12 protein-coding genes are annotated in these 12,926 nt (G+C 66.6%); 3 read left to right on the top strand and 9 right to left on the bottom strand.

The window, feature by feature from the left end; translation table 11 throughout:
- The first annotated feature begins 36 nt into the window (after positions 1-36).
- Complete coding sequence (locus tag JN22_RS28070; protein WP_085557377.1) at positions 37-1,134, top strand: TRAP transporter substrate-binding protein; 1,098 nt, start codon at positions 37-39, stop codon at positions 1,132-1,134.
- A 203-nt stretch (positions 1,135-1,337) separates the two neighbouring features.
- On the opposite strand, the gene JN22_RS28065 is transcribed toward JN22_RS28070, so the two are convergent.
- Together JN22_RS28065 and JN22_RS28060 are read right to left on the bottom strand one after the other, a co-directional pair.
- On the bottom strand, positions 1,338-2,837 hold the full coding sequence (locus JN22_RS28065; RefSeq protein ID WP_085557012.1) for a TRAP transporter large permease: 1,500 nt from the start codon (positions 2,835-2,837) through the stop codon (positions 1,338-1,340).
- A gap of 19 nt (positions 2,838-2,856) precedes the next feature.
- Complete coding sequence (locus tag JN22_RS28060) at positions 2,857-3,396, bottom strand: TRAP transporter small permease subunit (protein WP_085557011.1); 540 nt, start codon at positions 3,394-3,396, stop codon at positions 2,857-2,859.
- Positions 3,397-3,878: 482 nt separating this feature from the next.
- Between JN22_RS28060 and JN22_RS28055 the strand changes: the two genes are divergently transcribed.
- On the top strand, positions 3,879-5,570 hold the full coding sequence (locus JN22_RS28055) for a HAMP domain-containing methyl-accepting chemotaxis protein (protein WP_085557010.1): 1,692 nt from the start codon (positions 3,879-3,881) through the stop codon (positions 5,568-5,570).
- Positions 5,571-5,754: 184 nt separating this feature from the next.
- Here JN22_RS28055 and JN22_RS28050 read toward each other — a convergent pair whose 3' ends face one another.
- The 4 genes from JN22_RS28050 to JN22_RS28035 all read right to left on the bottom strand — a co-directional run bounded on the left by JN22_RS28050 (position 5,755) and on the right by JN22_RS28035 (position 10,383).
- Complete coding sequence (locus JN22_RS28050) at positions 5,755-6,501, bottom strand: arginyltransferase (RefSeq protein ID WP_085557009.1); 747 nt, start codon at positions 6,499-6,501, stop codon at positions 5,755-5,757.
- A gap of 85 nt (positions 6,502-6,586) precedes the next feature.
- Positions 6,587-7,564, bottom strand: coding sequence for an alpha-E domain-containing protein (locus tag JN22_RS28045; protein ID WP_085557008.1), 978 nt, complete (start codon positions 7,562-7,564; stop codon positions 6,587-6,589).
- A complete protein-coding gene (locus JN22_RS28040; protein ID WP_223677918.1) occupies positions 7,561-8,946 on the bottom strand; it encodes a circularly permuted type 2 ATP-grasp protein in 1,386 nt (461 codons plus the stop codon). The genes JN22_RS28045 and JN22_RS28040 overlap by 4 nt, the downstream gene beginning before the upstream one ends.
- Before the next feature lie 258 nt (positions 8,947-9,204).
- The gene (locus JN22_RS28035; RefSeq protein ID WP_085557006.1) at positions 9,205-10,383 is read right to left on the bottom strand and encodes a flagellar motor protein MotB; all 1,179 of its coding nucleotides are present in this window, start codon (positions 10,381-10,383) and stop codon (positions 9,205-9,207) included.
- A 226-nt stretch (positions 10,384-10,609) separates the two neighbouring features.
- Here JN22_RS28035 and JN22_RS28030 point away from each other — a divergent pair, with 226 nt between their 5' ends.
- Entirely contained in the window at positions 10,610-11,116 is a 507-nt protein-coding gene (locus tag JN22_RS28030) for a flavin reductase family protein (RefSeq protein WP_085557005.1), read from the top strand.
- Positions 11,117-11,219: 103 nt separating this feature from the next.
- Here JN22_RS28030 and JN22_RS28025 read toward each other — a convergent pair whose 3' ends face one another.
- From JN22_RS28025 to JN22_RS28015, 3 genes are all read right to left on the bottom strand, one after another.
- Positions 11,220-11,768 (bottom strand): hypothetical protein, encoded by a 549-nt coding sequence (locus JN22_RS28025; protein WP_085557004.1) that lies wholly within the window; start codon positions 11,766-11,768, stop codon positions 11,220-11,222.
- Between the two features lie 179 nt (positions 11,769-11,947).
- Entirely contained in the window at positions 11,948-12,232 is a 285-nt protein-coding gene (locus JN22_RS28020; RefSeq protein WP_085557003.1) for a DUF1488 family protein, read from the bottom strand.
- 18 nt (positions 12,233-12,250) lie between these two features.
- Positions 12,251-12,904 carry a DUF6134 family protein gene (locus tag JN22_RS28015; protein WP_085557002.1) on the bottom strand — a complete coding sequence of 218 codons (654 nt, stop codon included), beginning with the start codon at positions 12,902-12,904 and terminating at the stop codon, positions 12,251-12,253.
- Between the last annotated feature and the right edge of the window lie 22 nt (positions 12,905-12,926).

Below are 12,926 nucleotides of genomic sequence, written 5' to 3'. Positions count from 1 at the left end.
AACTCAAAACAGAAAATGAACAAGGGAGTCTTCTCCATGAAACGTCGGGCTTTTCTGACCTCTGCCGGTGTGGGTGTCGCTGCCAGCACGCTGGCTGCTCCGGCCATCGCGCAAAGCAATCCCGAGATCAAGTGGCGCTGCGCCTCCAGCTTTCCCAAGAGCCTGGACACCATCTACGGTGGCGCCGAATTCGTCGCCAAGCGCGTCGCCGAAATCACCGAGGGCAAGTTCCAGATCCGCGTCTTCGCCGGCGGCGAGATCGTTCCGGCGCTCCAGGTGCTGGACGCGGTGAAGGACAACACCATCGAGTGCGGCCACACCGTTTCCTATTACTATGTCGGCAAGGATCCGACCTTCTGCTTCGACGCGGCGATGCCCTTCGGCCTGAACGCCCGCCAGCAGAACGCCTGGATGACCCATGGCGGCGGCAAGGAACTGATGCGCGAATTCTTCGCCGGCCACAACATCGTCCAGTTCTGCGCCGGCAACACCGGCACCCAGATGGGCGGCTGGTTCCGCAAGGAGATCAAGACCGTCGAGGATCTGAAGGGTCTGAAGTTCCGCATCGGCGGTTACGCGGGCACGATCATGGCCAAGCTGGGCGTCGTCCCGCAGCAGATCGGCGGCGGCGACATCTACCCGGCGCTGGAGAAGGGCACCATCGACAGCGCCGAGTTCGTCGGCCCCTACGACGACGAGAAGCTCGGCTTCCAGAAGGTCGCCAAGTACTATTATTATCCGGGCTGGTGGGAAGGCGGCCCGCAGGTGTCGATGATGGTCAACCAGGCGCAGTACGATGCGCTGCCGAAGCACTACAAGGCGGCGCTGGAGGCGGCCTGCTCCGATGCGACGCTCGACATGCTGGGTAAGTACGACGTCCAGAACATGCTGGCGCTGAAGCGTCTGGTCGCCGCCGGCACGCAGCTCCGCCCCTTCCCGAACGAGGTCATGCAGGCGTGCTACCAGGCCGCCATCGAGACCTACGAGGAAGAGGCCGCCAAGAACGAGAAGTTCCGCAAGATCTACGAGCAGTGGCGCAAGTTCCGCGAGGAGGAGTATCTGTGGTTCCGCGTGGCGGAATACAGCTTCGACCGCTTCGTCTACGCCGCGGGCCCGCTGGCTTCGAAGAAGTAGGCATCGCTCCTTCGGCAGCCGTCCCTTCGGCAGCCGTCGTCATGACCGGGCTCGCCCAGTCATCCACGGGCAAGCTTGAAGGAGAAGGCATCGGGAGGCCCCGCTCGCGCGGGGCCTTTTTCGTGGCCGTATCTTGAGGAAGGGCAAAGGAAAAAGGGGCCGGGAAAATTCCGGCCCCTCTTCCACGCCAGCCCCGTGACGCGTCACTTCTGCTGAAACTGCTTCATGATGTCGTTGTTCGGGTCGTCTTCCTGCCCGGGGAAGGGCGGGGGGGCGTTGTCCTCGAAGGACGGGATCTCGATCTTCACCTTGTCGAGATCGATGGCCGGTCCGCGATCCAGGCCGGCATCGACCAGGCTGGGGAAGGCGATGACCAGCGCCACCATGATGAGCTGGATGATGACGAAGGGAACCGCTCCCCAGTAGATCTGGCCGGTCGTGACCTTGGCGGTCAGCTTGCCGGTGACCTTGTCGATGTAGTCGGTCTTTGGCGCCACGCTGCGCAGGAAGAACAGCGCGAAGCCGAAGGGCGGGTGCATGAAGCTGGTCTGCATGTTGACGCCGAGCAGCACGCCGAACCAGATCAGGTCGATGCCCAGCTTGTCCGCCACCGGCCCCAGCAGCGGCACGATGATGAAGGCCAGCTCGAAGAAGTCGAGGAAGAAGGCCAGGACGAAGACCAGGATGTTGCAGACGATCAGGAAGCCGAGCTGGCCGCCGGGCAGGCCGGTCAGCAGATGTTCGACCCACAGGTCGCCGTTGACCGCGCGGAAGACGAGGCCGAACACGGTCGAGCCGATCAGGATGAACAGGACGAAGGAGGACAGCTTCGCCGTCGAATCCATCGCCTGGCGCATCAGCGACCAGCCGAGCTTCCTCTTGGCGAGCGCCAGCAGGATCGCGCCGGCGGCTCCCATGGCGCCGCCCTCGGTCGGGGTGGCGATGCCGAGGAAGATGGTGCCCAGCACCAGGAAGATCAGCACCAGCGGCGGCACCAGCGTGGTGATGACACGCAGGAACAGTTTGGCGCCTTGCAGCGTCCGCGCCTCCATCGGCAGGGCCGGGACGGCCTCCGGACGGATGATGGCGGTCAGAATGATGTAACCGGCGTAGAGGCCGGTCAGCACGAGGCCGGGGATCAGCGCGCCGGCGTACATGTCGCCGACCGAGCGGCCGAGCTGGTCGGCCAGCACGATTAGCACCAGCGAGGGCGGAATGATCTGGGCCAGCGTGCCCGACGCGGCGATGACGCCGCTGGCGATCCGCCGGTCGTAGCCGTAGCGCAGCATGATCGGCAGCGAGATCAGTCCCATCGAGATGACCGAGGCCGCCACCACGCCGGTGGTCGCCGCCAAGAGCGCGCCGACGAAGATGACCGCGAAGGCGAGGCCGCCGCGGATCGGGCCGAAGAGCTGGCCGATGGTGTCGAGCAGATCCTCGGCCATGCCCGACCGTTCGAGGATCAGCCCCATGAAGGTGAAGAAGGGAATCGCCAGCAGCGTGTCGTTGCGCATGATGCCGAACACGCGTTCCGGCAGCGCCTGCATCAGGGCCGGGGTCAGCAGGCCCAGTTCGATGCCGATCAGGCCGAAGACCAGACCGTTGGCGGCCAGCGCGAAGGCGACCGGGAACCCCATCAGAAGAAACAGAACCAGGGCGCCGAACATCACCGGCGCCAAATTCTCGGCTATGAAAGCGAGCATCCTGTGTGGCTCCCGGTGCTTATGAGTGGCCGTGCATCTTCTCGCCCGGCTCGTCGATGACGCCGGCGAGGAAGGCGATGCGCTTGATCAGTTCGGACACCCCTTGCGCGGTCAGCAGGAAGAAACCGACCGGAACCAGGAGCTTGGCGGGCCAGCGGATCAGGCCGCCGGCGTCGCTCGACATCTCGTTGGTGAGGAAGCTGTCCTTGAACATCGGCCAGGACAGAACCATGATGAGGATCGTCATCGGGAGCATGAAGAACAGGATTCCGAAGACGTCGACCGCCGCCTGCACCCGCTTGGAAAAGCGGCCGAGGATGACGTCGATGCGGATGTGCTCGTTGCGCAGGAACGTGTAGCCCGCGCACAGCAGGAACACCGCCGAGAACAGATACCATTGCAGCTCCAGCCAGGCGTTGGAGCTTGTGTTCAACGTGTATCGGATCACCGCGTTGCCGGCGCTGACGATGACGGCGACGAGCACCAGCCAATAGACGAGTTTGCCGATGCCGTCATTCACGGCATCGATCAGCCCGCTGATTTTGAGCAGGACTCCCAACGGAGAAGCCTCCCTGTTGCAGGGGCGCGGTCGAGCCGGCCCGTTTCCTTTTGTTGCTGCCGCGTGTCTGCGCCGCGAAACGACGCCCTGCGGAAAGAGGGTACACCAAAAGATCAGTTTGAGCAGAAATATCCATTTCTGGTCAGATGCTTGCAAGGGATACGAAGGAGCTACGTGGAATCACGTAGATGTGAGCCGGCGGGTTCGTTTTCGCATTTCGCGAGGCAGATTCCGAAAGGATCCCATTTGTCCAGACGTGAAGCGATGGGTTTGATTGCCCGAAAGGGCGCCTGTTACCTCCAAGGCATTGTTGGGCGTGCCAAAATTGTTGCGGCTAAACCATCCCTGGGTTGCGGCACAGCCTTTGCTTCTTCGGCCTCATGAACGGATCGAGCGCTCTTGTCCCGCTGTCGGATCGCGGTTTTCCGCATCGAGGGCCGGCCGCCGACGGGACCGAGCAAAGAATGAGGGAGTGGCGGAAAATGTCCTGGTTGTCGAACGCATCGGTGAAACAGAAGGCGATCGGGGCCTTCTCGGTCGTGCTGCTGTGCGCCGTCGCTCTTGGCGGCTTCGCCGTCAACCGCCTGTCGGTGGTCAACGACGAGGCTTCGGCCATCCGCGACAATTGGCTGCCTTCGGCGACGGCGATCGCCGGCCTCAACATCGCCTTCGACTTCTACCGGGTGGTCGAGGGCGCCCATGTGATGGCGACGACGCCCGAGGAGATCGCGGTCGAGGACCGCACGCTGGAAGAGACCGCCCGCTCCATCGCCGGGAAGATCAAGGCTTACGAGAGGCTGCTGACACCCGGCTGGGAAACGGAAACCTTCCGCAAGTTCAACGCCTCGTGGGACCATTATCTTGCGATCAGCACGCAGCAACTCCTCCCGCTGTCCCGCAAGAACGACAATGAGAAGGCCGGGGCGATCTTTCGCGGGGTGTCGCGCGACGAGCACCGCAAGTCGAAGGCGATCCTCGAGGAACTGATCGGCTACAACCAGCGGGAGGCCATCCGGGCGGCGAACGCCGGCGAGGCGATCTATTTCTCCAGCCGCCTGTGGATCATCGGTGCGTTGGTGGCGGTTGTCGCCGGCTGCATCGCGGCGGGCTGGATGATCGTCGTCACCGTGGCCCGTCCGGTGCAGGCGATGACCGGGATGATGGGGCGGTTGGCGAATCATGACATGGGCGTGGCGATCGACGGCACGGAGCGGAGGGATGAGATCGGCGCCATGGCGCGCGCCGTCCAGGTCTTCAAGGACGGCCTGATCGAGGCCGACCGCCTCGCTGCCATCCAGGTCGCCGAGCAGCAGGCCAAGCAGCGCCGGGCCGAAGCCATCGACCGCATGGTCGCCGAGTTCGACGCGTCGGCCTCCACGGCGCTCCGCACCGTCGCCGCCGCCGCGTCGGAGCTGGACGCCACCGCCCACAGCATGTCGGCGATGGCCGAGCAGACCAACGCCCAGGCCAACGTCGTGGCGTCGGCCGCCGAACAGACCAGCGCCAACGTGCAGACGGTCGCCACCGCGACCGAGGAGATGGCCAGTTCGATCCGCGAGATCGGCGGCCAGGTGATCCGTTCGGCCGACATCGCCGGCAAGGCGGTGGGCGAGGCGGCGCGGACCAGCGAGACGGTGCGCAGCCTGTCGGAAGCCGCGCAGAAGATCGGCGAGGTCGTCGGGCTGATCACCGACATCGCCAGCCAGACCAACCTGCTGGCGCTGAACGCGACCATCGAGGCCGCCCGCGCCGGCGAGGCCGGCAAGGGTTTTGCGGTCGTCGCGTCGGAGGTCAAGAGCCTCGCCGGTCAGACGGCGAAGGCCACCGAGGAGATCGCGTCGCAGATCAGCGCCATCCAGCAGACGACCCAGGGCGTGGTGCAGGCGATCGCCGGCATCGGCGAGACCATCGGCAGCATCAACGACATCACCACCGGCATCGCCGCCGCCATCGAGGAGCAGTCGGCGGCGACCAACGAAATCTCCCGCAGCGTCCAGCAGGCCGCCTGCGGCACGCAGGAGGTGACCGGCAGCATCATCCAGGTCACCCAGGCGGCGGGCGAGGCGGGGAGCGCCGCCGGTCAGGTTCTGGGTGCCGCCGGCGAGCTGTCGCGGCAGGCCGAAACCCTGCGCCACGACGTCGAGAACTTCATCGTCCGCATCAAGGCGGCATGAGCAGCAGGTTTTGAAGAATGGGGAGGAAGCCGGTGGCGACACCGGCGCCTTTCCGTTTCGTCATGCCCGGACTTGATCCGGGCATCCATGCGGAAGCTTGGAGGTTTGCCCGTGAACGCCCGGTTCAAGTCCGGGCATGAAGACACAGCCTCCGCGGGAACGGGACGGGCGATCCCGCCTGCCCTCAGCCCTCACCGTCGTCGATGCGGGGGCGGCGGTGCCAGCCTTCGGGACCCAGCGCCTCCAGCGGGTGGAAGCGCGCCTTGTAGGCCATCTTGCGGCTGTCGGCGATCCAGTAGCCGAGATAGACGTAGGGCATGCCCGCCATCCGCGCCCGCTCGATCAGGCCGAGGATCATGTGGGTGCCCAGGCTGCGGCGGTCCTGCGACGCGTCGTAGAAGCTGTAGACGGCGGAGAAGCCGTCGGCCAGCCGGTCGGTCAGCATGCAGCCGATCAGCCGGTTCTCGGCGTCGCGCGCCTCCAGCAGGCTGGTGTCGGCGCGGCCCTCGTCGACCATCGCGGCGAAGTCGCCCATCGCCATCCGCGCCATGTCGGATTCGCCGTGGCGGGAGTTCTGGTACTGGGCGAAGAGCCGGTACTGTTCCGAGGTCGCGTAGGCCGGGCGCTCGATCAGCCGGACATCCTGGTTCAGCTTGATCACCCGCCGCTGCGAGCGTGTCGGGACGAACTCGGCGACCGGCACCCGCACCGGCACGCAGGCCTGGCAGTTCGGGCAGACCGGGCGGTAGACGATGTCGTGGCTGCGGCGGAAGCCGGCGCGCGACAGGGTGGAGTTCACCTCGGTCGCGTAGGGGCCGACCAGGCGGGTGAACAGCTTGCGCTCGACACGGCCCGGCAGGTAGGGGCAGGGCATCGGCCCCGACCGGAAGAATTGCTGCAGGGGGCGTTGCGGCGGCTGGATGACCGACATGCTGACAGGTGTTGCCTCGACGGGCGCCCCAACGGGTGGGAAGGGGCGGGAAGGGGGCGGGGGCTCGGGGCCCCCGCCGGTCAGCTTACTGCGACTGGCTCTGAACAGCCAGAGGCGCGTCCATACCAAAAAAGGCCTGGGCGATCTCGGTGGTGACGACGCTGAGCTGCAACTGGATCCAGTCGAGATACTCGTGCAGCCCGTCACGCAGCACCGATTCGATCGGCCGCGACAGCAGGGCCGCCAGCAGCTCGTCCACCCGCTCCATGGCGTTCGAGCCGCCGCGCAGGTCGTAGCGCGAGCGCATCCGGGTCAGCAGCCCGTCGATCTGGCGGACGCACATGACGACCGAGCGCGGGAAGCCCTCGTTGAACAGCATGAAGCCGGCGACCGTGGTCGGCGACATGCCGCGCGGGTAGACCCGGCGGAAGGCGTGGTAGCCGGCGGTCGAGCGCAGCACCGTGGTCCACTGGCTGACGTCCAGCGTCGACCCGACCTCCACCGGCGAGGGCAGCAGGGTGTGGTACTTGATGTCGAGCAGGCGCGTGGTCTGGTCGGCCCGCTCGATGTATTTGCCCATCTGGTAGAAGTACCAGCCCTGGTCGCGGTAGAAGGTACCCTCGGTGATGCCGGCGTGGGTCTGGCACTCCTCCTTGATCCAGGTGCAGACCTTGGACAGGTTCTGGGTGGCGATGCCCTTGGCCGACATCTCCAGCAGCTTGTTGTGGAACACGTTGATCTGCGTCCACATCTCGGTCGAGATCCAGGGGCGCAGGGTCCGCGCGTTCTCCCGCGCCATCCGCAGCATCGACAGCAGCGAATTCTGGTTCTGCGTGTCGAACATGTAGTAATGGATGACCGCGGTGGCCGTCGGGCGGTCGTGGCGGCTGAAGAAGTCCTTCTCGTCCGCGTTCAGCTGGACGATCGAGAACCAGTTGGTCGCCCCGCGCGTGTCGCGCGCGAAGCTCTCGTGCACATCCAGGATGCGGGCGAGATTCTCGGCCCGCTCCATGTAGCGGGCCATCCAGAAGATGTTTTCGGCGTAGCGGGCGAGCAGGTTCATGCCGCACCTTCCAAGACCCAGGTGTCCTTCGAGCCGCCGCCCTGGGACGAATTGACGATCAGCGTGCCCTTCTTCAGCGCGACGCGCGACAGGCCGCCGGGCAGCACCCAGGTGTTTTTCGCCGTGATCGCGAAGGGGCGCAGGTCGACGTGGCGCGGCTCGATGCCGTCCTCGGTGACGGTCGGGCAGACCGACAGGTCGACCACCGGCTGGCTGATGTAGTTGGACGGGTCGGCCAGTAGCTTGGCGCGGCACTCCTCCAACTCGGCCTTGCTGGCGCGCGGGCCGATGGTGATGCCGTAGCCGCCGGCCTCGCCGACCGGCTTGACCACCAGCTCGGCCAGATGATCCAGCGTGTATTGCAGGGCGTCGGGCTCGCGGCAGATGCGGGTGTCGACGTTGGGGATGATCGGGTCCTGGTCGAGGTAGTATTTGATCATCCGCGGCACGTAGCAGTAGACCGCCTTGTCGTCGGCCACCCCGGTGCCGATGGCGTTGGCGAGTGCCACGTTGCCCTTGCGGTAGGCCTCCAGGATGCCGGGCACGCCGAGCAGGCTGTCCGGGTTGAAGGCGCGCGGGTCGAGGAAGGCGTCGTCGAGCCGCCGGTAGATCGAGTGCAGCGGCGCCAGACCGTTGGTCGTCTTCATGTAGACGCGGTCGTTCTCCACCACCAGATCGCGGCCCTCGACCAGCGGCACGCCCATCTCGCGGGCGAGGAAGATGTGCTCGAAATAGGCCGAGTTGTAGGTGCCCGGCGACAGCAGCGCCACCTGCGGATCCGTCACCCCCTGCGGCGCGATCTCCATCATCGCGTCCAGCAGCTTGTGGCCGTAATTGTCGACCGGGCGGATGCCGATGTCCTGCATCAGGTCGGGGAAGACCCGCTGCATCATGTGGCGGTTCTCGACCACGTAGGACACGCCCGACGGCACCCGGCCGTTGTCCTCCAGCACCCGGAAGGTGCCCTGGCGGTCGCGCACCAGATCGGTGCCCATGATGTGGATGTAGGTGTTGAACGGAACGTCGAGCCCGATCATCTGCGGGCGGAAATTGTGGTTGCCCTCGACCAGGTCGCGCGGGATCACGCCGTCCTTGAGGATCTTCTGGTCGTGGTAGATGTCGTGGAGGAACAGGTTGAGCGCGGTGACGCGCTGGGTGACCCCCGCTTCCAGATGCGCCCATTCCTTGGCAGAGATGACGCGGGGAATGGTGTCGAAGGGGAGGATGCGGTCGACCGCGTCCTTGTCGGAGTAGACGATGAAGGTGATGCCGAGATTGTAGAGTTCCCGCTCCACATCCTGCGCCCGGCGGCGCAATTCATCGAAATCCAGTCCCGACAGTCGTTGCCGTATCAGCGCCGTGTGTTCGGCCGGCAAATCCATGCTTCCGAACAGTTCGTCGAAATACAGGCCGGGATCATAGGATGACAAAAGGTCTGACGGTTTGCCCTCGGGTACGCTCACAGACTCCCCCGCGCTTGGTATCGGACCATTCATCGGCCGCCGGGCGGCATCGTCCCCGCGGCATCGGATTGTGCAGCAAGTATGACGCATCGCCGCGCGCTTTGAACAGGGGCAAACACGCGTTTCCTTGCTCGGCCTACGGGCAAAGCAAGAATTCGGCTGGTACTGCGAAAGAATTTAGCGCCTAGGTGCCGGTGTTGGTGAGGCTTTGGTCGCAGCGGGTGCAACGGACGCGGCCGAGGCGCCGCCGGCGGCCGGGACCGCCTGGGATTCGCGCAGCAGAACCATGCTGATGCGGCGGTTGCGCGGGCTGCCGGGCTGGTCGGGGGCCAGCGGGTCGCGGTCGGCCTTGCCGACGACGTCCTGGATTCGCGCCTCGTCGATGCCGCCGGCGATGAGCGCGCGGCGGGTGGCGTTGGCGCGTTCGCTCGACAGATCCCAGTTGTCGCGGCCCGACCCGGCGGGGAAGGGGGTGCCGTCGGTGTGGCCGCTGATCGACAGCTTGTTGGGCAGCTTGACCAGCGCCTTGGCGACCTGCTGCACGAGCTGGCGGGTCTGCGGGTACATCTGGCCGGAGCCGCCGGGGAACATCGACACGCGGTCCTGGTCGACGATCTGGATGCGCAGGCCCTCCGGCGTCTGGTCGATCATCAGGTTCTGGGCCAGCGGCTCCAGCTCCGGCACCGACTGGATGGCCTGGCGGATCTCGCTGGCGGCCTGCTGGAACTGCTTGGCCTCCTGCTGGGCGTCCTGGAGATGCTCGCTCGCCTCCTTCACCCGCTCGCCGAAGTCGGAGAGCTTCTCGCCGGGCTTCTGGCCGGGGATGCCGAGCTGCTTGGCCATCTCCTCCATGCGGCGCTGGTAGTCGGCGCGGGATTCGCTGCCCTTCTGCTCGGTGGCGCCGGGAGCGGCGCTCATCGAGGCGTTGGCGCCGGTCTGGCCCTCGCGGCCGGGGCCGGTGCCCTCGCCGGGACCGACGGCGGCCTCGGTCGGGTCGTCGGAATCCTCCGTCTCCTGCGAGGAGTAGCCGGGCGGGCCGGAGACCGGCACGTCGGCCGACATCGGCGAGGAGGGGGAAATCTGCGCGCCCGGCACGGTGATGGTCTTGCCGCCCAGCATGCCGCCCGAGCCCGATTGCTCGCGGCTGACCGAGACGGGGGAGAAATAGTCGGCGATGCCCTTGCGCTGGTCCGAGGTGGTGACGTTCAGCAGCCACAGCAGCAGGAAGAAGGCCATCATCGCGGTCACGAAGTCGGCGTAGGCCACCTTCCACGCGCCGCCATGATGGCCGCCGTGCCCGCCCTTCTTCTTCTTGATGATGATCGGGCGTTCGCCGCCGCCGGGGGTCGCGCTCATGCTGTCCGTCGAAGAGGGGGGCGATGCGCCGGGCAGGTGTGTGCCAGACATGTGCCGGTCGCGGCACCGCTTCGCGCATGGCCACTTGCCGCCGGCGAAGGTTGCCTCACCTTCCTTAAAATCGTCTTAAAGCCTTTCCCCGGCATGGGGAAGCGCTTGCGCCCACCGCCACGCTGGGTTACTCCCCAGGGTTCACCACACCGTCGAGCCCCAAAAAAAGGCCGCCATGACCACCGACCAACCGATCGCCGACCAACCGATCGATTCCCGTGCGTTCCGCAGCGCGCTGGGCTGCTTCGCCACTGGCATCGCCGTCATCACCGCGCTCGAACCCGACGGCCGGCCGGTGGGCGTGACGGTCAACTCCTTCTCGTCGGTGTCGCTCGACCCGCCGCTGGTGCAGTTCTGCCTGGGGCGGGCGTCGGCGTCCTTTCCGGCCTTCACGGCGGCGCCGTCCTTCGCGGTGAACATCCTGGCGGACGGCCAGGAGGAGCTGTCGGCGCGCTTCTCGCGCCGCGACCTTCAGGAGCGCTGGAACGGGTTGGCGGTCGAGACCTGGGACACCGGCGTGCCGATCCTGTCGGACTGCCTGGCGACGCTGGAATGCGACCGTGCCCACCTGTTCGACGGCGGCGACCATGTGATCATCGTGGGACGCGTGCGCCGGCTGAGCTCGCGCGAGGACGGCAACCCGCTGCTGTATTTCCGCGGGCGGTACGCGGGGATCGCATAAGGGGCCTCGGGCCCGGCGGCCTCCGGAAAGGTCCGCCGGGCTGATGAGGCGCGTCATGCGGGATCCTCATGGGGGGGCCGGATGGGGGACCGGGCATCCGCGATCAGAGGGCGGACGCCATCCAGGCGGTGCTGGTTGGTTTCGTCGACGGCCCGCCGCCCATCGCCACCGCGCGGCTGACGACATCGCCGTCGGGGCCGACGAAATATTTGGCGGTGCGCGCCAACTGCTGCGGCCCGACGCCGTTGGCGTCCAACTCCTCCCACATCTTCTCGAAATCCTGCTGCGGCCGTCCGATGTAGCGGTCGGTGATGCGGTCGAGCAGCGCCTGCTGGTCGGGGGTCACGAAGGGGACGTAGCCCTGGTCGGTGGCGGGCAGGGCGATCTGGAACGCCGGCGGCACGCTGGTCCGGTTCCGGACGACCTCGTCGCGTTCCCGTTTGTAGGCGTCCAGTTCCTTCTGCATCCGCGCGATGGTTTCATCCTCCTGGGCACCCGGCTTGGCCGTGTCCGGTGCGGCGGCGTTGCCTTGGGCGGCCGACAGCAGGTCGGAGAAGCGGTTGGCGTCGGTCTGCGTGCCCGCGCCCGTCGCCTTGCTCCTGTCCAGGAGGCCGGCCAGACCGGCGGGCGGGCGCTGATCGAGAATCTGCATCTGTGGTTCCCCTTGCGGTTCTGCGGCATGCGCCGTTGCCATTGGCCGCAAGCAAGAGGCAGGCCACGTCTCTCCCCTGGAAACCGGCCGCATCATGCGTGTCCCGGCACGCCGGACCGCTTTCCGCCCCGGCGTGTTTTGCCCAGGGGCAAATCCGGCCGGGCCGCAGGGGGAACCTCCTATCGCGCCGCCCGCGCGATGTCCCGGCCGGTCAGATGGACGTTGGCGTCGGGGTCGAGCTTGCGGTCGATGATGCGCTGTTCCACCGCCCGGTCGAACAGCTGACGGTTCATGCAGACCTGCTGAACCGCCTCGTCCGGCTGCGGGCGGTGGCCGACGATGCCCTGGAGCACGCGGCGGGTCACGAAGACGCGGCCCTGATATTCCCCGACCTCGACCGCGAATTCGACGGCGTCGGCCTCCTCGTTCCAGATCGGATCGTCGGGGAACACGAAGATGGGCATCACGTCCTCATGGGGAAATCACTTCAGGACGTAGGTGATATCATAGCCGCTGCGTTTGAAGCGCGTCTTGAGCAGCGTCCCGTCGGCGGCGAACCACAGGTCGCGCTCGACGTCGCCCTCGATGCGGTGATGCTGGGCCTCGACCTTGCGGCCGCCGGCCTCGACGATCTCGCTCCCGACCGCCCGCGTCCTCACGCTGTAGGGCGCCCCGTCGATGACGGAGATCAGTTGCGGGTGCTTCAGCACTTCCGGGGTCCACAGGGTCAGGGGCAGGGCGCCGGCCGGAAGCTCCGATGTCTTGCCGTCGGCGGTCAGGGCGAAGCTGTTGCCCTTGCGGACCAGCTCCAGCGCATGGGGCGTGCCGTCGTCGTCGGTGGTGGCGCGCATCGATTCCAGCGCGTTGCCCTTCCACAGCTCCTCCCGCTTGTGGTCGTAGCGGAAGTTGATGAACAGCACCTTCACCCGCGTGGTCGCGGTGACCGTCACCCTGGTGCGGTCGCCCTGCGGCTCCACCGTCACCTGCTCGGTGCCGATGGGGTCCTCGCCCATCAGGATCTGGTAGGTCTGGCTGCGGGCCGCCCCGGTGGCGCTGGCGCCGGCCAGGGGGGCGGCGGACAGCAGCGGCAGCAGCAGGGCGGCCGTCAGGGTGGTGCGGCGCGCGATCGTCGTCATGGGTTTCCTCCCGGTGTCTGGA

Source organism: Azospirillum agricola, assembly GCF_020005195.1.
Lineage (GTDB): Bacteria > Pseudomonadota > Alphaproteobacteria > Azospirillales > Azospirillaceae > Azospirillum > Azospirillum agricola.
This window is presented reverse-complemented; position numbering and strand designations above follow the sequence as displayed.

What these genes read in the sequence shown, in the direction of transcription:
- JN22_RS28015 (WP_085557002.1), bottom strand. Translation starts at nt 12,904, where the DNA reads ATGACGACGATCGCGCGCCGCACCACCCTGACGGCCGCCCTGCTGCTG.
- JN22_RS28070 (WP_085557377.1), top strand. Translation starts at nt 37, where the DNA reads ATGAAACGTCGGGCTTTTCTGACCTCTGCCGGTGTGGGTGTCGCTGCC.
- JN22_RS28045 (WP_085557008.1), bottom strand. Translation starts at nt 7,564, where the DNA reads ATGAACCTGCTCGCCCGCTACGCCGAAAACATCTTCTGGATGGCCCGC.
- JN22_RS28040 (WP_223677918.1), bottom strand. Translation starts at nt 8,946, where the DNA reads ATGGATTTGCCGGCCGAACACACGGCGCTGATACGGCAACGACTGTCG.
- JN22_RS28030 (WP_085557005.1), top strand. Translation starts at nt 10,610, where the DNA reads ATGACCACCGACCAACCGATCGCCGACCAACCGATCGATTCCCGTGCG.
- JN22_RS28055 (WP_085557010.1), top strand. Translation starts at nt 3,879, where the DNA reads ATGTCCTGGTTGTCGAACGCATCGGTGAAACAGAAGGCGATCGGGGCC.
- JN22_RS28050 (WP_085557009.1), bottom strand. Translation starts at nt 6,501, where the DNA reads ATGTCGGTCATCCAGCCGCCGCAACGCCCCCTGCAGCAATTCTTCCGG.
- JN22_RS28065 (WP_085557012.1), bottom strand. Translation starts at nt 2,837, where the DNA reads ATGCTCGCTTTCATAGCCGAGAATTTGGCGCCGGTGATGTTCGGCGCC.
- JN22_RS28025 (WP_085557004.1), bottom strand. Translation starts at nt 11,768, where the DNA reads ATGCAGATTCTCGATCAGCGCCCGCCCGCCGGTCTGGCCGGCCTCCTG.
- JN22_RS28035 (WP_085557006.1), bottom strand. Translation starts at nt 10,383, where the DNA reads ATGAGCGCGACCCCCGGCGGCGGCGAACGCCCGATCATCATCAAGAAG.
- JN22_RS28020 (WP_085557003.1), bottom strand. Translation starts at nt 12,232, where the DNA reads ATGCCCATCTTCGTGTTCCCCGACGATCCGATCTGGAACGAGGAGGCC.